This is a genomic window from Bergeyella cardium (genome assembly GCF_003614945.1).
GTDB classification, from domain to species: Bacteria; Bacteroidota; Bacteroidia; order Flavobacteriales; family Weeksellaceae; genus Bergeyella_A; species Bergeyella_A cardium.
The window spans coordinates 60,347-80,008 of the sequence record NZ_QYCZ01000002.1 but is presented as its reverse complement, the minus strand read 5'-3'; the positions used below and the strand labels follow the sequence as shown (position 1 = coordinate 80,008).

The 19,662-nt window shown below is 40.9% G+C and carries 19 protein-coding genes; 13 read left to right on the top strand and 6 right to left on the bottom strand.

Annotated features, from left to right (window positions below):
• The 5 genes from D8991_RS08645 to gdhA all read left to right on the top strand — a co-directional run bounded on the left by D8991_RS08645 (position 1) and on the right by gdhA (position 4,796).
• The gene (locus tag D8991_RS08645; RefSeq protein ID WP_120489816.1) at positions 1 to 987 is read left to right on the top strand and encodes an aminoglycoside phosphotransferase family protein; all 987 of its coding nucleotides are present in this window, start codon (positions 1 to 3) and stop codon (positions 985 to 987) included.
• A 2-nt stretch (positions 988 to 989) separates the two neighbouring features.
• Complete coding sequence (locus D8991_RS08640) at positions 990 to 1,394, top strand: RapZ C-terminal domain-containing protein (protein ID WP_120489815.1); 405 nt, start codon at positions 990 to 992, stop codon at positions 1,392 to 1,394.
• Between the two features lie 11 nt (positions 1,395 to 1,405).
• The gene (locus tag D8991_RS08635) at positions 1,406 to 2,119 is read left to right on the top strand and encodes a nucleotidyltransferase family protein (protein WP_120489814.1); all 714 of its coding nucleotides are present in this window, start codon (positions 1,406 to 1,408) and stop codon (positions 2,117 to 2,119) included.
• Positions 2,120 to 2,132: 13 nt separating this feature from the next.
• Positions 2,133 to 3,248 (top strand): DNA-processing protein DprA, encoded by a 1,116-nt coding sequence (gene dprA / locus D8991_RS08630; RefSeq protein ID WP_120489813.1) that lies wholly within the window; start codon positions 2,133 to 2,135, stop codon positions 3,246 to 3,248.
• Between the two features lie 189 nt (positions 3,249 to 3,437).
• Entirely contained in the window at positions 3,438 to 4,796 is a 1,359-nt protein-coding gene (gene gdhA, locus D8991_RS08625) for an NADP-specific glutamate dehydrogenase (RefSeq protein ID WP_120489812.1), read from the top strand.
• 170 nt (positions 4,797 to 4,966) lie between these two features.
• On the opposite strand, the gene D8991_RS08620 is transcribed toward gdhA, so the two are convergent.
• Positions 4,967 to 7,108, bottom strand: coding sequence for a S46 family peptidase (locus tag D8991_RS08620; RefSeq protein ID WP_120489811.1), 2,142 nt, complete (start codon positions 7,106 to 7,108; stop codon positions 4,967 to 4,969).
• 154 nt (positions 7,109 to 7,262) lie between these two features.
• Between D8991_RS08620 and D8991_RS08615 the strand changes: the two genes are divergently transcribed.
• Complete coding sequence (locus D8991_RS08615; protein ID WP_120489810.1) at positions 7,263 to 7,397, top strand: DUF4469 domain-containing protein; 135 nt, start codon at positions 7,263 to 7,265, stop codon at positions 7,395 to 7,397.
• Positions 7,398 to 7,650: 253 nt separating this feature from the next.
• On the opposite strand, the gene D8991_RS08610 is transcribed toward D8991_RS08615, so the two are convergent.
• Entirely contained in the window at positions 7,651 to 9,852 is a 2,202-nt protein-coding gene (locus tag D8991_RS08610; RefSeq protein ID WP_120489809.1) for a glutamine synthetase III family protein, read from the bottom strand.
• A gap of 166 nt (positions 9,853 to 10,018) precedes the next feature.
• Here D8991_RS08610 and D8991_RS08605 point away from each other — a divergent pair, with 166 nt between their 5' ends.
• From D8991_RS08605 to D8991_RS08595, 3 genes are read left to right on the top strand one after another with little or no spacing between them, the layout of a single operon-like run.
• A complete protein-coding gene (locus D8991_RS08605; protein ID WP_120489808.1) occupies positions 10,019 to 10,699 on the top strand; it encodes a LysE family translocator in 681 nt (226 codons plus the stop codon).
• Between the two features lie 10 nt (positions 10,700 to 10,709).
• Positions 10,710 to 11,618, top strand: a complete 909-nt coding sequence (locus D8991_RS08600) for a S66 peptidase family protein (RefSeq protein ID WP_120489807.1) — start codon at positions 10,710 to 10,712, stop codon at positions 11,616 to 11,618.
• 15 nt (positions 11,619 to 11,633) lie between these two features.
• Positions 11,634 to 12,002, top strand: a complete 369-nt coding sequence (locus D8991_RS08595; RefSeq protein WP_120489806.1) for a YraN family protein — start codon at positions 11,634 to 11,636, stop codon at positions 12,000 to 12,002.
• Positions 12,003 to 12,004: 2 nt separating this feature from the next.
• On the opposite strand, the gene D8991_RS08590 is transcribed toward D8991_RS08595, so the two are convergent.
• Entirely contained in the window at positions 12,005 to 12,700 is a 696-nt protein-coding gene (locus tag D8991_RS08590; protein ID WP_120489805.1) for a CDP-alcohol phosphatidyltransferase family protein, read from the bottom strand.
• A 130-nt stretch (positions 12,701 to 12,830) separates the two neighbouring features.
• Here D8991_RS08590 and D8991_RS08585 point away from each other — a divergent pair, with 130 nt between their 5' ends.
• Together D8991_RS08585 and D8991_RS08580 are read left to right on the top strand one after the other, a co-directional pair.
• The gene (locus D8991_RS08585; protein ID WP_120489804.1) at positions 12,831 to 14,762 is read left to right on the top strand and encodes an LTA synthase family protein; all 1,932 of its coding nucleotides are present in this window, start codon (positions 12,831 to 12,833) and stop codon (positions 14,760 to 14,762) included.
• 122 nt (positions 14,763 to 14,884) lie between these two features.
• A complete protein-coding gene (locus D8991_RS08580; protein ID WP_120489803.1) occupies positions 14,885 to 16,678 on the top strand; it encodes a DUF885 domain-containing protein in 1,794 nt (597 codons plus the stop codon).
• A 47-nt stretch (positions 16,679 to 16,725) separates the two neighbouring features.
• On the opposite strand, the gene D8991_RS08575 is transcribed toward D8991_RS08580, so the two are convergent.
• Together D8991_RS08575 and D8991_RS08570 are read right to left on the bottom strand one after the other, a co-directional pair.
• Positions 16,726 to 17,112, bottom strand: coding sequence for a CCC motif membrane protein (locus D8991_RS08575; protein WP_221407582.1), 387 nt, complete (start codon positions 17,110 to 17,112; stop codon positions 16,726 to 16,728).
• A 29-nt stretch (positions 17,113 to 17,141) separates the two neighbouring features.
• The gene (locus D8991_RS08570) at positions 17,142 to 17,420 is read right to left on the bottom strand and encodes a DUF2752 domain-containing protein (protein WP_120489802.1); all 279 of its coding nucleotides are present in this window, start codon (positions 17,418 to 17,420) and stop codon (positions 17,142 to 17,144) included.
• 207 nt (positions 17,421 to 17,627) lie between these two features.
• Between D8991_RS08570 and D8991_RS08565 the strand changes: the two genes are divergently transcribed.
• Positions 17,628 to 18,044, top strand: a complete 417-nt coding sequence (locus D8991_RS08565) for a CBS domain-containing protein (protein WP_120489801.1) — start codon at positions 17,628 to 17,630, stop codon at positions 18,042 to 18,044.
• 93 nt (positions 18,045 to 18,137) lie between these two features.
• The gene (locus tag D8991_RS08560; protein WP_120489800.1) at positions 18,138 to 18,743 is read left to right on the top strand and encodes a fumarylacetoacetate hydrolase family protein; all 606 of its coding nucleotides are present in this window, start codon (positions 18,138 to 18,140) and stop codon (positions 18,741 to 18,743) included.
• Between the two features lie 76 nt (positions 18,744 to 18,819).
• Here D8991_RS08560 and D8991_RS08555 read toward each other — a convergent pair whose 3' ends face one another.
• A complete protein-coding gene (locus D8991_RS08555) occupies positions 18,820 to 19,521 on the bottom strand; it encodes a DUF6261 family protein (RefSeq protein WP_162926765.1) in 702 nt (233 codons plus the stop codon).
• Positions 19,522 to 19,662: the final 141 nt, after the last annotated feature.

Below are 19,662 nucleotides of genomic sequence, written 5' to 3'. Positions count from 1 at the left end.
ATGCCTTACGATGCAAAACGCTTTTTTGAAGACTTTGCCAGTGGAGAGGTCGGCTTCCTCGCGCTGCCCCAAAGTGGCTCTGCTCGCAGGAACTATATAGGCTCTACCTCGCAGCAGAAGTACATCATCACACAAAACCCTGATATTCCAGAGAACGAAGCCTTCTTCTATTTTACGGAGCTCTTTGCGAGCTTGGGGCTTAATACACCACAGATATTCAAAATCTCGGAAGACAGAACCCTCTACATCCAGCAGTTTTTGGGAGTGCATACCCTTTCGGATATTATTAATGAAGAGCAGGAAAGCGAGAGCGTACGGGCACTGGTAAAGAAATCCCTCGAGAGGCTCTTCCTCCTCCAAACGAAGACGCAGGGCAGGGTAGATTATGCCAGAACTTTTGAGTACGAAAGCTATGACAGAATCCCGATTACCCACGATTTGTTTTACTTCAAATTTATGTTTGCCGATATTCTGGAGGCACATTATCACAAATCAAAACTGATAAAGGAGTTTAATAGACTGGCGGAAAAGATAGAGGCTTTGTCTCCAAAAGGGCTAATGATTCGCGACTTCCAGGCGAGGAATATTATGGTAGATGAAAATGATGAGGTATTCTTTATAGACTATCAAAGTGCGATGTACGGCCCACTGATGTATGATGTAGTCTCCTTCCTCTACCAAGTGAAAGCTAATTTCTCAGATGAATTTAAGAGAGAAATGATAGAATATTATCTCTCTTTCTGGCAGGAAGAGCAGTCTCAGCTTAGAGATTCTGTGGGGTTGCTATCGCTTATCCGTTCGCTACAGGTACTCGGAGCGTATGGTTTCAGAGGTTTGGTACAGAAGAAAGCGCATTTCATCAATAGTATAGGCAGAGGGCTTTCAAACCTCTATAAAATCTCGGAAGACTGGCAAGGGATGAAAGACTTTCCAGAGCTTAAATCGGTGATTAATCAAATCTCAACAAAAGAAATTAAACTCATATAAGAATGTTACATATAGATATACATAGCTTCTCATACAAGAAAGGCGGAATCCCAAAAGATGAAACCGGGAATGGCGGTGGGTATTGCTTTGACTGCCGAGGAATCCTCAACCCAGGCAGGATAGACCAGTACAAAGAGCAGACTGGGAGAGATACAGAAGTGCAGGAATACCTCGAAACCCAAACGAAAATGCCCGAATTTTTGGAGTATATTAAGCACCTTGTTTCCATTACCATTGAGGACTATCTGAGCAGAGGGTTTGAGCATCTTCAAATCAATTTTGGCTGTACCGGAGGGCAGCACCGCTCGGTGTATTCTGCAGAGAAAATCACTGATTTTATAAAGGAGAATTATCCTCAGGCATCGGTAAAACTTACCCACGACGAACAGCCTCAGCTCAATAATTAATCCCCCGAAATATGAAGGCGCTTATTTTTGCAGCTGGCAAAGGCACACGGCTAAGACCATTTACAGACCATCACCCAAAGGCTCTGGCAAAAGTAAATGGCATTCCGCTTTTGGAGAGGAATATTAAGTTCTTGCAAGGCTTCGGGATTAATGATTTTGTAATTAATATCCATCACTTTGGAGGGCAGATTATAGAATTCTTGCAGGCGAATCATCATTTTAATGCCAATATTCAAATCTCTGATGAGAGGGAAGAGCTATTAGAAACAGGGGGTGGACTGATATTCGCTAAGAAATTCCTCGAGCAGGAGCAAAACTTCCTTATTATGAATGCAGATATCCTTACCGATTTGGATATTTCAGCACTGATAGATGCTCATATCGGGAGTGGAAGCCTTGCCACTCTTGCCGTTTCTGAGAGAAATAGCTCTCGGAAGCTCTTGTTTAATGCTCAAATGCTCCTTAAAGGTTGGCGGAATACCCAGACAGGAGAGGAGAGACTGGCAGATGAGGGAGAGGCATTAGAAGAGTTGGCATTTAGTGGGATACATTGTGTGAGCGGTGAGATATTTGCTAAAATCACTCGAAGAGGGAAGTTCTCTATAATGGAGGAATATTTAGATTTAATGCACACTGAGCGTATCCAAGCGTATAAACACAATGCCTGTATAGTAGATGTAGGGCGCCCAGAGTCCATAATAGAAGCAGAGAAGTATTTTCAATAAATTGTGACAGATTATGTTTTCGGAAGAGCATCTTTATTCCATCGCCCTACGCTCCTGTAAAAATATAGGAGATGCTAATTTCCGAAAGCTCATAAATGCTTTTGGAAGTGCTTCCTCCGTGTGGAATGCAGATAAAAGACAGCTTACAAAAGTCTATGGTATTTCTCAGGGAATGATTTCCGAGATAGGCTCATCCGAGCATTTAGACTTTGCAAAGAGGGAATTAGACTTCTGTGAGAAGAATAATATTCAGATTCTACTTCGGCACAGTGGTGAGCTCCCTTTTTTCTTAGATGATTGTATAGATGCTCCTGCGATCCTCTATAAAAAAGGAGCTATCAATGAGAGTCTTATACCTGTGAGCATCGTTGGTACCCGCAATATGACGGCTTATGGTAAGGACTTTATAAGATACTTCCTGTCTATCACCAAAGAGATGAACCTCCTTACAGTGAGCGGACTTGCCTATGGTGTAGATTCAGAAGTGCATCAGCAGTCTGTGGAGAATGATGTACCTACTGTTGCAGTGCTTGCACACGGTCTCCACACTCTTTACCCATCTAAGAATAAGCGCTTGTCTGAGCAGATATTAGAGCGAGGCGGTGCTTTAATTACAGAATTTAATTCTTCCCATAAACCCGACAGGGAGCATTTCATCCAGAGGAATAGAATTATAGCGGGTATTTCCAGAAACTTAATCGTAGTAGAAACTGCTTTTGGTGGGGGCTCTATCAGTACGGCGACTTTTGCCAATGGCTATAACAGGGAAGTCTATGCTTTGCCAGGTCGTATCACAGATAAGTACAGTCAAGGCTGTAATCATCTTATTTATCAGAATAAGGCGGGGACTATTTCCAGTGTTAAAACTCTTATTGATAATCTCGGTTTGAAAGTCCCATCAGAAGCCGAAAGCACAGGTGAACTCTTCCCTCAGAAATCGGTTAAGGCACAACTCTCAGGAATGCAGAAAACACTCTATGATATTATAGAGAGCCACCCTAAAATCAATTTGGATGACCTTGCTGAGAAATCCGATTTACAGACCTATGAAATCCTCCCTGTTTTACTTGAACTCGAAATCTTGGGGCATATTAAGTCTTTTTCGGGAAGGCAATTTGCGGTTTCTTAGTTTTTTTACCTTTATAAAAATGTATCAAAATAAGTATTGTTTAGAATAAAATTCACTTAAATCATCTTAATTTTGGATTAAAAAAATATATAGAGGTATATTGATGATTTTTCGTTAAAGTATAAAATATCTCTTGCAAGAATAAAAAAAAAAATTAATTTTGTTAGCAATAATATTTACCAAAAAATTATGGAACAGTACAATGTAGAACAAACAATTCAGGACTTCGTTGCAAAGATAGAAGCAAGGAATCCAAATGAGCCAGAATTCTTACAAGCAGTAAAAGAAGTAGCCGTTACCGTAATCCCTTTCATCTTATCTAAAAAGGAATACAACGGGATGAAACTCCTCGAAAGAATGGCGGAGCCAGAGAGAGTGATTATTTTTAGAGTTCCTTGGGTAGATGATAAAGGCGAAATTCAAGTAAATAGAGGTTTCAGAATCCAGATGAACTCAGCTATTGGTCCTTATAAAGGAGGGTTAAGATTCCACCCGACTGTAAACCTTTCAGTATTGAAATTCTTAGCTTTTGAGCAGGTATTTAAAAACTCACTTACTACGCTCCCTATGGGTGGTGGTAAAGGTGGGGCAGACTTTGACCCTAACGGAAAATCCGATATGGAGATTATGAGATTCTGCCAGGCGTTTATGACTGAGCTTTGCAAGCATATTGGTCCAGAGACGGATGTACCTGCTGGTGATATCGGTGTAGGAGCAAGAGAAATCGGTTATCTGTTTGGTCAGTACAAGAAAATCAGAAATGAATTTACAGGTGTTCTTACAGGTAAAGGTTTAGCTTATGGTGGTTCATTAATCCGCCCAGAAGCTACAGGTTTCGGTGTAGTATACTTTGCTGAGCAAATGCTTAAAACTATCGGACAAGACCTTAAAGGTAAAGTTGCTACGGTTTCAGGTTTCGGAAATGTGGCTTGGGGAGTAGTGAAAAAACTTGACCAATTGGGTGCTAAGGTAGTTACTATCTCTGGTCCTGATGGATATATCTATGATAAAGATGGTATCTCAGGAGAGAAAATTGATTACCTATTAGAGTTTAGAGCTTCTGGAAATAACAGAGCAGAGGACTATGCTAAGAAATTCCCTTCAGCAGAGTTCCACGCAGGCAAACGCCCTTGGGAAGTGAAGTGCGACATTGCATTCCCTTGTGCTACTCAAAATGAGCTCCACTTGGAAGATGCTAAGAAATTAGTAGATAATGGAGTGATTTGCGTAACCGAAGCTGCAAATATGCCTTCTACTTTGGATGCGATTAACCACTTCTTAAGTAATAAGATTTTATTCTCTCCAGGTAAGGCATCCAACGCAGGTGGCGTAGCTACTTCTGGTCTTGAAATGACGCAGAACTCTATCCGTCTCAACTGGTCTTCCGAAGAGGTAGATGCTAAACTTAAAGAGATTATGGTAGGTATTCACAAGGCTTGCCGTGATTATGGAAAAGAAGAAGACGGCTATGTAAACTATGTGAAAGGTGCTAATATTGCTGGCTTTGTAAAAGTAGCAGAAGCGATGCTCGCACAAGGTGTAGTATAATTTACTTTTTGTATCATCATAATAATTTTGAGAGGTGGTCTGTTCATTACAGACCACCTTTTTTATTGATGATAAAAGACTTTTTGAGAAGAAGCCTCAAGCAGTATAAATAAAAAAATCCTCTCTTTAAATAGAGAGGATTTTTTATTGAATCTGAAACTCTAAGGGAGTTACTTCACTATTTTCATTTCTTTGATGAGATGCCCAGCTCCACCATAAACATCGATTACCCAGAGTACGAATCGGGAGTCAACATTAATGGTTCTCTGCAGTGCAGGGTCAAAGATAATATCCCCGCTAAGCGCTTCTGAGTTTCCGTCAAATGCAAGACCGATGAGGTTACCATCCGCATCCAGAATTGGGGAACCAGAGTTGCCTCCTGTAATGTCGTTATCAGACAGGAAGTTCAAGTGCAGTTGGTTTGTCTTTTTATCGGCATAGTCACCAAATTTCTTGCTTGCCATCAGGTCGAGGAACCTCTGAGGGAGGTCAAACTCCTCATCACCTTTTTTGTACTTGGCAAGGATTCCTCTTTGGTCTGTGTAGAAGTTGTCTTTCTCGGAGATGCCGTTGTACTGTCTATCGGTGCGCTGAGGAAGTGTTGTAACTTTACCATAAGTAAGCCTCATCGTAGAGTTAGCATCTGGATAGAATGCTTTTTTAGGTTCTGACTTGATGAGCCCATTGAGGAATACCCGTGTATTTTCTTGGAAGAACTCATCTATCTTCTCATATTTTGCAGCGAGTTCTTTACTGTCTTCCACATATCCATCGGCTAATTTCAGTAGTGGGTCTGAGTATAGCTTTATCTTATCAGGATTGTTAAGGAAATGCTCCGCAGACTTCTTATTGGCAAATACAGATGAGTATGCAAGGTTAGAGAGTTTGTTGATATCTAATGCCTTTAGCGTAGGCGAAGCCACATCTGCTGCTACTCTTTTTCGGTAGAGGTCTACCATTTGTACGAGCATATCGCCTTCCAGTTCTACATTAAATTTCTCATAAATCTTATTGATGCTCTCCTGTACTTTAGCTTTCATTGCTGATTTGCCTGCGTTATCCTGGTCTACATAGGTTTTGAACAGGCTTCCTAAGCTATAGGCTACAGAGATATACTTCGCATTTCTTTGGAGTTGCATAGCGTAGTTTCTCTCTACATTTCTGTTGGATGACTGCTTGTAGTAGCCTTCAATATCTTTCAGTACGCCACCATATACAGCATCATTTGCTGGTTGGAGAGCCCATTGGAGGTACTTTTGTTCTACGGCTTTTTTCCCGCTGATGGTTTTATTGCTCAGTACAGCATCTATTGTTCCCTGTCGGTTTTTCCAGTAATTGGCTACGGAAGCATACTGAGAAGCATAGTTAAGACTCGTTGCGTGGTCTTTGTCCATATACTTTTTCATTACATCCATAGCTGTTTTAGAGGCTTCAACCCAAGCTGGATAGTCTCTGAACACAAGCTGCTCTATACCATAGGAGGTGAGGTATCTATTGGTTCTCCCCGGGTAGCCCATAATCATTGTATAGCTGCCTTTATCATACCCTTTTATAGACACTGGGAGGGAGTGTTTTGGGGTGATGGGCTTATTGGTATGAGCATATTCTGCTGGGTTGCCATTTGCATCTGCATATACTCGGAATACGGAGAAGTCAGCCGTATGTCTTGGCCATTCCCAGTTGTCTGTATCACCACCGAATTTGCCTAATGAGGCAGGAGGAGTACCTACGAGTCTTACATCTTTAAAGTCTTGATAGATGAAGTAGTAGAATTCATTTCCATTAAAGAAGTCTTTCACCACTACGGTATATTTACCATTTTCGGAGTTCTCCTGCTGTATTGCCTTGTATTCGGCATCAATAATCTCTTTTCTCTCTTTTGCAGAAAGCCCAGTTTGTAGCTTGGCATTTATGCGCTGGGTAGCATCACCCATTCTTACCAGAAACCTTACGGAAAGCCCTGGCGCAGGGATTTCTTCGCTGTAGTTCTTTGCCCAGAAGCCGTTGTTTAGGTAGTCTTTATCTGGTGTAGAGAGCGCTGCAATATTCCCATAACCGCAGTGATGGTTGGTAAATAGCAGTCCTTGGCTGGATACAATCTCCGCAGTACAGCCTCCGCCGAACTGCACGATGGCGTCCTTCAAACTGGAATTGTTTACCGAGTAGATTTCCTCAGGTGTGAGGTGCAGCCCTTGCTTCTGCATATCCACTCCATTCAGTCTTTTGATAAGCATAAGGAGCCACATTCCCTCATCGGCTTTTATCTGTAAAAAGCTAAGGAGAAAAGTAGCTAATAAAAAGATTCTTTTCATAATGATGAATAATTTATTTTGCCCGCTAAAATAGGAATTTTAAGTGATATGAGTACATTTAGCTACTGGCTATTGGCTTTTAGCCCACTGCGTGGGGAGCACTTATTTAATTATATCCGTTTAAAGGTGTGCCATCTTCTTTTTTACTTGAAAATTGGTACTTATCCCAACGAGCCTCCCCGCAGGCAACTATGAACTGAGCATAACTACTCAGTTTAGCAGTGGTAAAAATGTCTTCCTTAAAGAGCCTCGCACAGATATTTTAGACACTACAATAGTCCTCTCCTAATTCATTGTAGGAAAGTACTACTTTCAATAGCCACCCTATCACGAGAGTGATAGGGTGGCTATCATTATAGTGATAGAGTGGCTATCCTTACCATGATAGACTGTCTATCCTTCCCCGATACAGGAAGCCACCCTTCCCCGATACAGGAAGCCACCCTTCTTAGCAATAGGCTTTAGGCAGTAAGCAGTAGGCGGTGCGTGGATAGTTTGTAATAAGTCCATCGGCTGGTAGCCGTGCCTGCCTTGCGAAAGGCTTAGCGGGTAAAGAGGAGTTCGCGGTATTTGGTCATTGGCCAGAGTTCGTCATCTACCATCATTTCAAGGGAGTCGGAGGCGTGGCGAATGGTATCAAACAGCGGTTTTACACGGTTGCAATAGGCTTCTGCTTGCTTCTGTCTGTTGGTGATGGACTTTGCGGTTTTCTTCTCTGCGAGGAGGAGGTCTACTGTTCGCTTGATGACGGAGATGTTCTCTGAGATTTGGGTGATGAGGTTGAGCTGCTCAGCAGCGAGAACCTTAAACTCCTGGTCTCCGAAGATTTCTTTGAGTCCTTTGGCATTTTCTATCAGTCGGTTTTGGTAGTTGAGTGTCGCAGGGATAATGTGGTTTCTGGCGATGTCTGCCAGCACACCCGCCTCTATATCTACCACGGTGGAGTATTTCCCGAGCTTTATTTCGTTTCGTGCTTCAAACTCTCTTTGGGTATAGATTCCGAGCTCTTCGTAGAGGGAGGCATTCTTCTCATTGAGCTCTGCTTTTAGGGCTTCGGGAGTAGTTTTGAAGTTATTGAGCCCTCGTTTCTCGGCCTCTTTTGCCCAGCTGTCGGAGTATCCATCGCCTTCAAAGATGATTTTCTTACAGTCCTTGATGTATTCCCGGAGTATATTGAAGATGGCTTCATCTTTTTTAAGGTTTTTGTGCTCTATTAGGAGGTCTACTTCGGTTTTAAAGGTGCGAAGCTGCTTAGCTACGATACTGTTCATCACAATCATAGGAGCTCCACAGTTTGCCGATGAGCCTACGGCGCGGATTTCAAACTTGTTGCCCGTAAATGCAAAAGGCGAGGTACGGTTTCTATCGGTATTATCAAGGAGTATTTCGGGGATTTTCCCTACTACATTTAGTTTGAGCTCTGTTTTTTCTTCGGGGGAGAGTTTGCCGTCGGTTACCTTTTCCAGTTCGTCGAGAACGGAGTAGAGCTGGCTACCGATAAATGCAGAGATAATAGCAGGTGGTGCTTCATTTGCTCCGAGGCGATAGTCATTACTTGCCGAAGCGATACTTGCCCTCAGTAGGTCGGCATATTCATTTACGGCTTTTAGTGTGTTGATGAAAAACGAGAGGAACTGCAAGTTCTTCTTTGGGTTTTTACCTGGGCTCAGGAGGTTTTCGCCAGTGTCTGTGGAGAGCGACCAGTTGTTGTGCTTGCCACTGCCATTAACCCCTGCAAAGGGTTTTTCGTGGAAGAGGATATGGAAATGATGCTTGTGTGCTATCCGCGCCATTACATCCATCAGCAGGGAGTTGTGGTCTACGGCTACATTGGCTTCCTCAAACATCGGTGCGAGCTCGAACTGGTTGGGGGCAACCTCATTGTGGCGGGTAGTACAGGGGATTCCGAGCTTCATACATTCTATTTCCAGTTCTTTCATAAAGTTCATCACCCGAGTAGGTATAGAGCCGAAGTAGTGGTCATCCAGCTGCTGACCCTTTGCAGGAGAATGCCCAAGTAAGGTTTTACCTGTGATAACGAGGTCGGGTCTGGACTGGTACAATGCTGAATCTACAAGAAAGTACTCCTGCTCCCATCCGAGGGTAGGCGTTACTTTGGTTACATTCTTATCAAAATAAGCTTTGCAGACTTCTGTTGCGGCTTCATCTACTGCGTTTATCGCTCTCAGCAGGGGTGTTTTATAGTCTAAAGTCTCCCCAGTGTAGGAGATAAATATAGATGGAATACAGAGGGTAGTCCCCATAATAAACGCTGGTGATGACGGGTCCCAAGCGGTATATCCCCTTGCCTCAAAGGTGTTTCTTATACCTCCATTGGGGAATGATGATGCATCTGGTTCCTGCTGTATCAGCATACTCCCGCTGAATTTCTCTATGGCTCTCCCGCTTCCTATGGGGGTGAAGAAGGAGTCGTGCTTTTCGGCAGTGCTTCCCGTTAGCGGCTGGAACCAGTGTGTGTAGTGGGTTGCGCCTTTGCTCATTGCCCAGTCCTTCATCGCAGAGGCTACTTGGTCGGCAATGTGGCGAGGTATTTTAGCTCCTTTCTTGGTGGTATCCATTATGAAGTTGAACGCTTCGCTGGTAAGGTATTCTCTCATTGTATCTTCGGAGAATACATTCTGGCAAAAGAGAGCGGAGAGCTTTTGCGGTATTTCTACAGCATTATCCTTTCTGAAATCTTTAAAAGGAAGGGTCTCGAGGGCTTTAAATCTAAGTTTTGACATTTTTACTATTTATTTAATGGGGTCAAAGGTAATAAAAGTTAATAAATGTTTAATGACTCCCCTGAAAATTTAGGGGTAGTATTATTGGTGGTTTGTATTTTAGGAGGAGTGAGACTGCTATTTAAAAATTCACTACTTTTGGCGCCTAATATTAAATAGGAGTCCGATGTTTGAACTCATATTTTCGGCTGTTGTAATGGGCATTATGCTCAGCTTGATTTTTATAGGTCCTATCTTTTTCCTACTGATAGAAACCAGCTTTTCAAGGGGAGCACGCCACGCATTGGCTTTAGACTTAGGGGTAATCTTTGCAGATATACTGTGCATTGTAGCAGCATATTTTGCCAGTGGTAACCTCGTTACTCTTATCGGTAAGCACCCTGAATTTTACAGGATAACTGCTTTTATCGTCTTTATATATGGTGTTTATATGATGGTCTCCCGTACCAAAATGCATATACCAGGCGAAGCGAAGATGGTCAATAAAAACTATCTGACTACATTCTTTAACGGTTTCCTGTTTAATATCCTCAATATAGGCGTTGTGCTCTTCTGGCTTATTACCGTAATCTCTGTACGAAACAGCTACCCCGATACCGAGAACTTCATACTCTATATCGCCATTGTTATTGCAGTTTATCTCTCAATAGACCTTATAAAAATCTTCCTTGCGAAGATGTTTCACCATAAACTTACAGAAAAGGTTGCTAACAGCATAAGGAAGGGCGTTGGGGTTATCCTGATTTTATTTAGCATTATCATCTTTTTGCAGAGTTTTAAGAAGTTTAATCAGTTTGATAAGCAGCTGGAAGAAGCAGAAAAGACCGAGATGAGGTATAGAAATTAAACACACCACAATGAATCTAAAAAAAGGAGATAAAATAGCCATCGTCTCACCCGCAGGAGCAGTAAAAAGACAGCAAATAGAGACTGCTCTGGCAGAGATAGAATCTCAGGGCTATGAACCTGTATTGGGGAGATATGCTCTCGGAGAATATCAGCTGGGCTATGGCTATTCTGGGACGGAAGAAGAGCGCATTGCTGACCTCAACTGGGCGCTCAACTCAGAAGATATATCTGCCGTGTGGGCTACAAGAGGGGGCTATGGCTGCCAGCATCTTTTGAAGCATCTCTCCTTTGAGGGCTTTACCCAAAAGCCTAAATGGTACATCGGATATAGTGATAATACCGTAATACAAAGCCTTATTTTAAAGCACGGATACCCATCCATACACGGTCAGACCCTTAAAACCTCATCTTTTGGAGTAATAGAAGAAGGCTACTCTCAAATCTTTGATATTTTAAAGGGAAACTTCCCTGAGTACAGCATAAATCACCATCCATTTAATCATCCCAAAGACTTCAAAGGGCAGTTGGTAGGAGGCAATTTAGCCCTTATATACGCCCTTATCGGTACGCCCTATTCTTTTAGCTTTAAAGATAAAGTACTCTTTATAGAAGACATCGGTGAGAGTTTCTATTCTCTCGACAGGATGCTAATGTCCCTCGAGCTTGCAGGGGTATTTGATGAGATAAAAGCCCTTATCATCGGGGGGATGACCAATATGGGAAACACCGATGACAATCCTCAATACGAGCACAGCTTTGATGATTTGGCCTATGAGATTATCGCACACAGAATCCAGAAATATGATTTCCCTACGGTCTATGCTTTCCCCAATGGGCATATTTATGATAACCGTCCTCTCGTTATCGGTAGGGAAGTTGAGGTAAGTTTTGGTGATAAGGTAAAAATTGCATTCTAAATTAATCCCCCAATTATGGCAGAGCATAATGATTTCGGAAAAGAGGCTGAAAACCTTGCAGCAGCTTTTTTGCAGGGCAAAGGCTATGAAATCCTCGCTCGGAATTATTATTTTCAAAAGGCAGAAATAGACATTATTGCCAAGTTTGAGGATAAAATCATCATCGTAGAAGTAAAAGCCCGAAATTTTAAGGCATTGGTACAGCCCTATGAGGCGGTAGATAAAGCCAAAAGGCAGAGATTAGTCCTCGCGGCGAATGCCTTTATGGAAGAGCACGATTATACAGAGGAAGTCCGCTTTGATATTATCTCCGTTACCGCAGATAATGCGGGAGAAATACGCCTCCGCCATATAGAAAGCGCCTTTGATGCCACTGATGTATAGCTTTATTTCAGCTGCCTTTGGAAAAGGATAGAGATAAGGATATAATACACAATCACCATAGGAATCCCCCTAATACCAAAGATACTCACGATAATATTTGCACCTATAAACAGCGCAACTATGGGGTAATTATCCGCAGGTTTTATCGTTTTAAACTTCATCGCAATCATTTTTATCGGGCTGATGAGCAGCCAGGAGGAGAGCACCGTAATCCCTATGAGGATTTGGGTGTTTTCTGTCAGGAAACCGTATGCTCCAGTATATCGGTAGGCGAAATACAGCCCAAAAATCATTATCGTATTGCTCGGGGTGTTCAGCCCTTTGAAGTAATACTTCTGCTCATCATCAATATTAAAAATCGCAAGCCGCAGGCAGGAGAAAAGCGTAATCAGAAGCCCAAAATACTTCACATATTGGCAAGGGCAGGAGAGGTCGCTCAGCATCTGATACATCGTAAGACCAGGAACCAGCCCAAAGCTCACCATATCGGCAAGGGAATCGAGCTGCACACCCAGAGCCGAGTTAGACTTTGTAGCCCGAGCGATAAAACCATCAAAAAAATCCAAAACCAATGATATCACAATGCACAGCGCCGTTGTTTGGTAATCTCCACTCAGGAGATGAATCGCGCCGATGCACCCCGCAAGGAGATTCCCGAGTGTAAAAGCATTGGCGATGTTTTTCGTAATAAAATCCATTGGAAGTATTTTTAAATGCGGGCAAATATAATGAATCTTGCAGAATGCTATTGGTTTGCTGTGCTGAGGTAAGTGCTTAATAATTGTATTTTATCGTACTTTTGGCAGCGAAATAATTATTCTATTACTGATGAAAGAGTTTCGGTTGAGAGAAGTAGGCGCTTTGCTGTACAGATTAGGCTTGGCGTATGGGTTTTATCAAATTGCCCGCTTGCTTTTTTGGTTGTTCAATAAGAATTTGGTCAAGATAAATAGCGTAGAAGACTATCTGAATGCTGCGTATTACGGAACTGCCTTTGATACTACGGCGATTCTCTATGTAAATGCCCTTTTTATCCTCCTGAGTTTAATTCCGCTGGTGATTAATACCCGAAAAGGCTATCAACAAATGCTTTTCTGGGTCTATTTTCTGATGAATGGGCTGGCTTATTCTATGAATTTTGGGGATTTTGTGTATTTCAAGTTTAGCCAGAGCCGCCTTACCTCTGCGGTGCTCGATGTAGCAGGGCACGAGAGCAATCTCTGGAAGGTTTTTGCGGTTTCTGTGGTACAGAACCCCTTAGTCGTCCTCTCCTATATCCTGCTGATGAGCCTCTGGATAATCCTCTACAAAAAAGTAGAGGTAAAAAGCGAGAAACCTAAGAAGCTCATCCCGTATTTTGTGATTTCTGTGGTAGAATTATGCCTTGCGGCGGTGCTCACTGTGGGAGGCATACGGGGAGATTTCAAGCACAGCACCAGACCGATTAATTTAGTGGATGCCAACAGGCATATCAGCAATCCATCGCACGCAAATGTAGTGCTCAATAGTGTTTTTTCATTTTTCAGAACGATAAATACCAACGGTTTTAAGGAAGTTCATTTCGTAGATGAGAAGTTTATAGACCAAAACATCCGTCCATTTAAACTATATGAGCGCACGCCACCCAAAGAACGCCCCAATATCGTTATCTTTATTGTAGAGAGCTTGGGAAGAGAGTATTCTGGTGCATTTAATGAGGATAAAAACATCAAAGATTTCGTTTCCTATACGCCGTTTTTGGATAGCTTGGCACAGGAGAGTCTTATTTTTACCAATGCGTTTGCTAATGGTAGGCAATCGATACACGGTATGAGCAGTATTTTGGCAGGTATCCCTGCACTTACCGATGCTTTTACGAGCTCTCCGTATTCTAATCAGAATATTCAGTCAATCGTTTCGGTTTGTAATGATTTGCGCTACGATACTTCCTTTTATCACGGTGCGCCGAACGGTTCTATGGGCTTTCTGGGCTTTGGAAATATCTTGGGATTTAAACATTATTTTGGAAAAACCGAATATAATAACGATGAAGACTTTGATGGGATGTGGGCAATATGGGACGAGCCCTTTTTGCAGTATTTTGCTAAGAATACGGGCAAGTCTCAACCCTTTATGGCGACTGTATTTACCGCTTCTTCTCATCATCCGTTTAAAATTCCCGAAAAGTATAATGGGAAATTTAAAAAAGGCTTTATAGAAATGCACGAGCCTATCCAGTATTTGGATTATTCACTTAAAAAATACTTTGAAACTGCAAAGAAACAGGCTTGGTATCATAATACCATCTTCGTTATTACAGGAGATCATACCAACCAAATCTATTACAAAGACTATGAAAAGGTGATGAACAGGTATGCGCTGCCACTTTTATTCTTTTCTCCCAACCCAGAATATGGTCTGAAAGGTATAGACCGAGATTTTGCTCAGCAGATGGATATTTACCCTACACTTGCAGACCTTATCGCCTATAACAAACCCATCCGAAGCTGGGGCAGAAGCCTTGTAGCAAGCCATAGAGAGCCTTATCTTATCGTGAATTCGGATAGTGTGCAGGAAAATTTCATTATCGGGGATTATATCTACCGATTTGATGGGAAAGAAATTACAGGCATCTATGAAAATACAGATTTAAACCTCGATAAAAACCTGCTCGGCAAGGTTAATTCCCCAGAAGTAGAAAGAGGGATGCTCCTCTGCAAAGGCTGGTACCAAGATTATATGGATAGAGTAATCCACCGCAAGTTAGGCGAGAAAAAATAGCCTTCTACTTAGTAAGAAAGAGGCTGTATCTCTCTTTTCTATTAGCCCACAAAAGCCTCCATAGGTTTGGTTGGTTCTATTCTTTTGGGTTAATTTCGCGACCGAATTAATATTTAGCTTTTATGAATATCAGAAATCTTTATTTAGCTTTGGGATTGGTAGTTTTTGCCCTCTTTTTTTCGTGTAAGAAAAAAGATATGCCCCTTACAAAGGAGACGCCAATAGATTTAGACACCATAGCTGCGCATTATTATGAGGAATATTTGAAATTATACCCGCTAGAAGCTACAATGCAGGGAGATGAAAGGTATAACGACCAGCTTCCAATAAATATAGACAAGGATTTTATCAATGGAGAGATTGCTTTTTATACAAAAGTGCAGGAACAACTCAAAAGGGTAGATTACGAAAGCCTTTCTGATGATAAAAAAGTAGTATATGATGTTCTGGAAACCACTTTAAAGGACAAGATGGAGCGCTACATCTACAAACCAGAGTATATCCCTTTCACACAATTTGAAGGCTTGCCTCTACTCTTCCCCGTATTGGGTAGTGGGCAGGGCATCCAGCCTTTTAATACAGAAAAAGACTATGATAATTGGCTTAAAAGAATGAGCCAGTTCCCAATATGGATAGATGCAGCGATAAATAATTTTGATGAAGGGATAAAAAACGAAGTAGTTTTGCCTAAAAAGCTAGTGATAAAGATGATTCCACAGCTCAGAGCAGAGGAAATTACCAGTCTTTCATTTGAAAAAAATATCTTTTATAAGCCTTTGCAGAATTTCCCTAAGTCTTTTGACGCCAAAACAAAGCAAAAATATACCGAGCTCTACAAACAAACGGTAGAAGAAAAGATAATCCCAGCCTATCAGAAGATGGCAGATTACTTAGAGACGGTTTATTATCCAGAGGCAAGGGATACCGACGGCTATAATGCCCTCCCAAACGGTGAGGAAGCCTATAAATACTATGTAAAAAGCTGGACTACTGCGGATATCCCCATAAATGAAATCCATAAAATGGGTGTGCAGGAAGTTGCAAAGATTCGTGCCGAGATGGAAGCTATTAAAAAAGAAGTAGGATACTCTGGTAGCTTGGAGAGCTTCCTCCTTGCAGTGAAAGAAGAGGAAAAAGCAATGCCTTATCAATCCTCCCAAGAAGTGATAGGAGCTTTTAATGCCATTTTAAAGAAAATCAGCCCGAAACTTAAAACAATGTTTAGCGTAACGCCTAAAACTCGGTTTGAAATTCGCCAAACAGAGAAGTTTAGAGAGCTTTCTGCAAGTGCGGAGTATATTCAGGGCTCGGCAGATGGCTCCCGACCAGGGATTTTCTACATTCCGCTACCAGAACCGAGCAAATTTAATGTAACGAGCGGTATGGAGTCTCTGTTTTTGCACGAAGCCATCCCTGGACATCATTACCAGGTGTCTTTACAGCAAGAAAATGAGTCCTTACCTAAATTTATGCGCTTTGGATGGTATGGTGCCTATGGCGAAGGCTGGGCATTGTACTGCGAATCGCTTGGAAAGGATTTAGGATTATATAAAGACCCGTATCAAAGGCTGGGTGCGCTTAATGATCAGATGCTCCGTGCGGTGAGATTGGTTATTGACACGGGCTTGCACACAGGAAAGCTTACAAGAGAGGGCGCTATAAAGTACTTCCTTCGGAATATTGCCTACGATGAAGCGGCTGCCACTGCCGAAGTAGAGCGATATATGGCATTGCCTGGTCAGGCACTGAGCTATAAGATAGGTCAAGCAAAGATTATTGAGCTTCGCACGAAATATGAAAAGGAATTGGGTAAGAAGTTTAGCCTTCCAGAGTTTCATAGAGAGCTTTTGAGCCAAGGTTGCTTGCCTCTCACTGTTTTAGAAAGGAAAATGCAGCTCTGGGCAGAGAAACAATAAAAGAAAAAAGACTACCGATGTGGGTAGTCTTTTATTTTTTAGATGAATTAATCAAATAGTTCTTCAATAGCAGCATTTATAGCATTTGGGTCTTGCAAATTGCTAAAGCCTACAAAGGAAATAACCACTATGGCATAGACTAAGTAGATAGAGCTTAGGATAATCCCGATAATACAGAGGGTTCTCCCTGTGCTTAAGTTGCTATAATTGGAGTATAAAGACGGATTTTCTCTGTAGAGTTTCCTGTCTTTACCTGCGAGTACTAAACCAATAGCCCCTAAAATTACCCCTATAAATCCATAACAGCAACAAGTAATAATAGAACCTATCCCTAGCACAAGTACACTCGTAGCATTGGGCAATTTTTCCTTTTCAAAGGTTGAAAATTGATTTTCATTCGCTTGAGGAGTGTTTTGTAAATTTTGTGTATCCATTCTATGTATATTTTAAATTATTTATTCTTTTAATGATGCTTTATAAAGTAAGAAATCACCATAATAATCGCATTGATAATCGCTAATCCTACGATAATATTCCCATAATTTCGTTTTTTATCTATAAAATTGATAATGATAAAGCCAAAAAACAGCAGCACAGTATAAATTGCAGGAAACATTTGGAATGCCTCTGCAAATTTACCTTCAAAAATCAGGGATATAGCCCGTTGCGTACCACAGCCGAAGCACTCTATACCGAAGAGTTTTTTATTTAGGCAGGGGAGCATATAATCATCTAGTGCCATTATTTATATTATTTCGTAGCAATATTAATTAAATTTTAATAAATGCACAATTTTTATTATACCTAAGCTAAAAGCCATTAAAGGTACAATAAATAAATTTAATATTGAATGCTATTTATCATACCGAAAGACTTTCTAAAAGTCGTATCTTTACAATGTAAAAAGAAAGAATAAGAATCATTAACCAATTAAATAAATTTTTATACAATGAAACAAAGAGTTCCAGTATCACAGATTATGACTAAGGAGTTAGTAACCCTTAACACGACCCAATCTCTTTACGATGCGGAGAGATTATTCAAAGAGTATAACATTCGCCACATTCCTGTGGTAGAGGGAGACAGAATTCTTGGGGTATTAAGCTATTCTGATCTGCTGAGAATCAGTTTTGCTGATGTTACAGAGGGAGAGGAGGATGTATCATCAGTGGTTTATGATATGTATACAATTCCTCAGATTATGGCAAAAGCACCTATTACAGTTCAGGCAAGCACAAATGTGAAGGAAGTAGCAGAAATCTTAGCTACACAAAGTTTCCACTCTATTCCAGTTCTCGATGGTGAGAAGCTCGTAGGAATTGTTACAACCACAGATTTAATAAAATATCTGTTGGAGCAGTACTAATTTGCTAAATGTATTTTTAAGAATCTGTACCAGAGCTTTTCTGGTGCAGATTTTTTATTTTAAGCTATATTTGTAGCTTTAATACTTAATGATATGAAGCTAATCTGCATCGGGAGGAATTATATAGAGCATATTAATGAGCTTGGGAATGCTCAGGAGAGCAATCCTGTGGTTTTTATTAAGCCTGATACTGCCGTATTAAAAGGTTCAGATTTCTATATTCCTGAATTTTCAAATGCTGTAGATTATGAGGTGGAGCTTCTTCTAAAAATCTCAAAAGGAGGTAAGTATATTCAAAAAGAAAATGCCTATAAGCATTATGAACAAATCGGTATCGGGATAGATTTTACTGCTCGAGATGTGCAAAATTCATTAAAAGAGCGCGGACTTCCCTGGGAAATAGCCAAAAGCTTTGATGGCGCTGCTGCAATAGGCAATTTCTTCCCCAAAGAAGAGTTTGACCTTACCCATCTAAACTTTTCTCTGAAAAAAAATAATATTCTTGTGCAGCAGGGCAATACCCAGCAAATGATTTTTAGCTTTGATGAAATCATTTCTTATATTTCTCAATACTTTACTCTCCGTGTAGGTGATATTATTTTTACAGGTACTCCCGCAGGAGTAGGAAAAGTAGAGGAGAACGACTCCCTACAAGCCTATATAGAGGATATTAAAGCATTAGATATTAGGATTTTTTAAGCAAAAAATATAAAAAGTGGGTCAGAGACCCTTTTATTAAAAAAATAAAAAAGGGGACAAAGTCCCCTCCCCAAACCTAACGATTGCCTCTTCTTTTTATAGTTGTTTTTGCTTGTTTTACTTCGGTGAGGATTTCATCCATCAGCCTTTTATACTTATCTGCGCCATTAATCAGGGCTTGTGCCTCTATAAGTTTGATAAGTTGGGTAAAACATTCTTGCATCTTCTTACGAACTACTTGTGATACGCCTACTTTCAGGGTAGATTTCTCAACCGTACGGCTATTAAAGAGCTTTTCAAACTCGATATTCTCTGCTTTAAGGCTATTAACCCAAACCATTGCGGAGATTTTCTTTAAGTCGGCAACACTTTCTGCAAGCTGAAGGTCTTGCAACATCTGAGTAATCACTCCCGTGAGCTCGCGCTGAGGAAGCCCTGATACCTTTTTGCCAAACTTTTTTATTACGAGAGTCAATCGCTCTGCGGCTTGTACTTTTTCGTTCTCAGGATACTTTGTATAGAGCTTAATATGAGTATAGAGGCAGCTGAGTAAGCGTATCCTTGTCTTGTTGCGAGTATTCAATTCCTTTGTAAAGGCAGAGTTTATTTGCAGTTTCAGGACATTGTCCATCTCATTCATTGCAGGAAGGAATTTAGTCTCTACAAAGTCTTTTAGTTTAAGTTCTTCCAAGTCTTCTTTTTGTAAATGCGCAGCTACATTTGTAATAAACTGGAAGAAATCAATCATCTTTAATCTGCGTAAATCTGTGTTAATCATACTAATAAATTTTGATGGGTTAAAATTAAAAACAATTTATAATATAATCTAATTTATTTTTTGTAAAAATAGTATTTTATTGATTATGAGAATAAAAAATTTTCATTAATAGCTTATTTTTTTATAAATAAAAGGGGATGG

Excerpts from the sequence above, each read along its gene's own strand:
- D8991_RS08645 (WP_120489816.1), top strand. The coding sequence starts at position 1 with ATGCCTTACGATGCAAAACGCTTTTTTGAAGACTTTGCCAGTGGAGAG.
- D8991_RS08640 (WP_120489815.1), top strand. The coding sequence starts at position 990 with ATGTTACATATAGATATACATAGCTTCTCATACAAGAAAGGCGGAATC.
- D8991_RS08635 (WP_120489814.1), top strand. The coding sequence starts at position 1,406 with ATGAAGGCGCTTATTTTTGCAGCTGGCAAAGGCACACGGCTAAGACCA.
- dprA (WP_120489813.1), top strand. The coding sequence starts at position 2,133 with ATGTTTTCGGAAGAGCATCTTTATTCCATCGCCCTACGCTCCTGTAAA.
- gdhA (WP_120489812.1), top strand. The coding sequence starts at position 3,438 with ATGGAACAGTACAATGTAGAACAAACAATTCAGGACTTCGTTGCAAAG.
- D8991_RS08620 (WP_120489811.1), bottom strand. The coding sequence starts at position 7,108 with ATGAAAAGAATCTTTTTATTAGCTACTTTTCTCCTTAGCTTTTTACAG.
- D8991_RS08610 (WP_120489809.1), bottom strand. The coding sequence starts at position 9,852 with ATGTCAAAACTTAGATTTAAAGCCCTCGAGACCCTTCCTTTTAAAGAT.
- D8991_RS08605 (WP_120489808.1), top strand. The coding sequence starts at position 10,019 with ATGTTTGAACTCATATTTTCGGCTGTTGTAATGGGCATTATGCTCAGC.
- D8991_RS08600 (WP_120489807.1), top strand. The coding sequence starts at position 10,710 with ATGAATCTAAAAAAAGGAGATAAAATAGCCATCGTCTCACCCGCAGGA.
- D8991_RS08595 (WP_120489806.1), top strand. The coding sequence starts at position 11,634 with ATGGCAGAGCATAATGATTTCGGAAAAGAGGCTGAAAACCTTGCAGCA.
- D8991_RS08590 (WP_120489805.1), bottom strand. The coding sequence starts at position 12,700 with ATGGATTTTATTACGAAAAACATCGCCAATGCTTTTACACTCGGGAAT.
- D8991_RS08585 (WP_120489804.1), top strand. The coding sequence starts at position 12,831 with ATGAAAGAGTTTCGGTTGAGAGAAGTAGGCGCTTTGCTGTACAGATTA.
- D8991_RS08580 (WP_120489803.1), top strand. The coding sequence starts at position 14,885 with ATGAATATCAGAAATCTTTATTTAGCTTTGGGATTGGTAGTTTTTGCC.
- D8991_RS08575 (WP_221407582.1), bottom strand. The coding sequence starts at position 17,112 with ATGGATACACAAAATTTACAAAACACTCCTCAAGCGAATGAAAATCAA.
- D8991_RS08570 (WP_120489802.1), bottom strand. The coding sequence starts at position 17,420 with ATGGCACTAGATGATTATATGCTCCCCTGCCTAAATAAAAAACTCTTC.
- D8991_RS08565 (WP_120489801.1), top strand. The coding sequence starts at position 17,628 with ATGAAACAAAGAGTTCCAGTATCACAGATTATGACTAAGGAGTTAGTA.
- D8991_RS08560 (WP_120489800.1), top strand. The coding sequence starts at position 18,138 with ATGAAGCTAATCTGCATCGGGAGGAATTATATAGAGCATATTAATGAG.
- D8991_RS08555 (WP_162926765.1), bottom strand. The coding sequence starts at position 19,521 with ATGATTAACACAGATTTACGCAGATTAAAGATGATTGATTTCTTCCAG.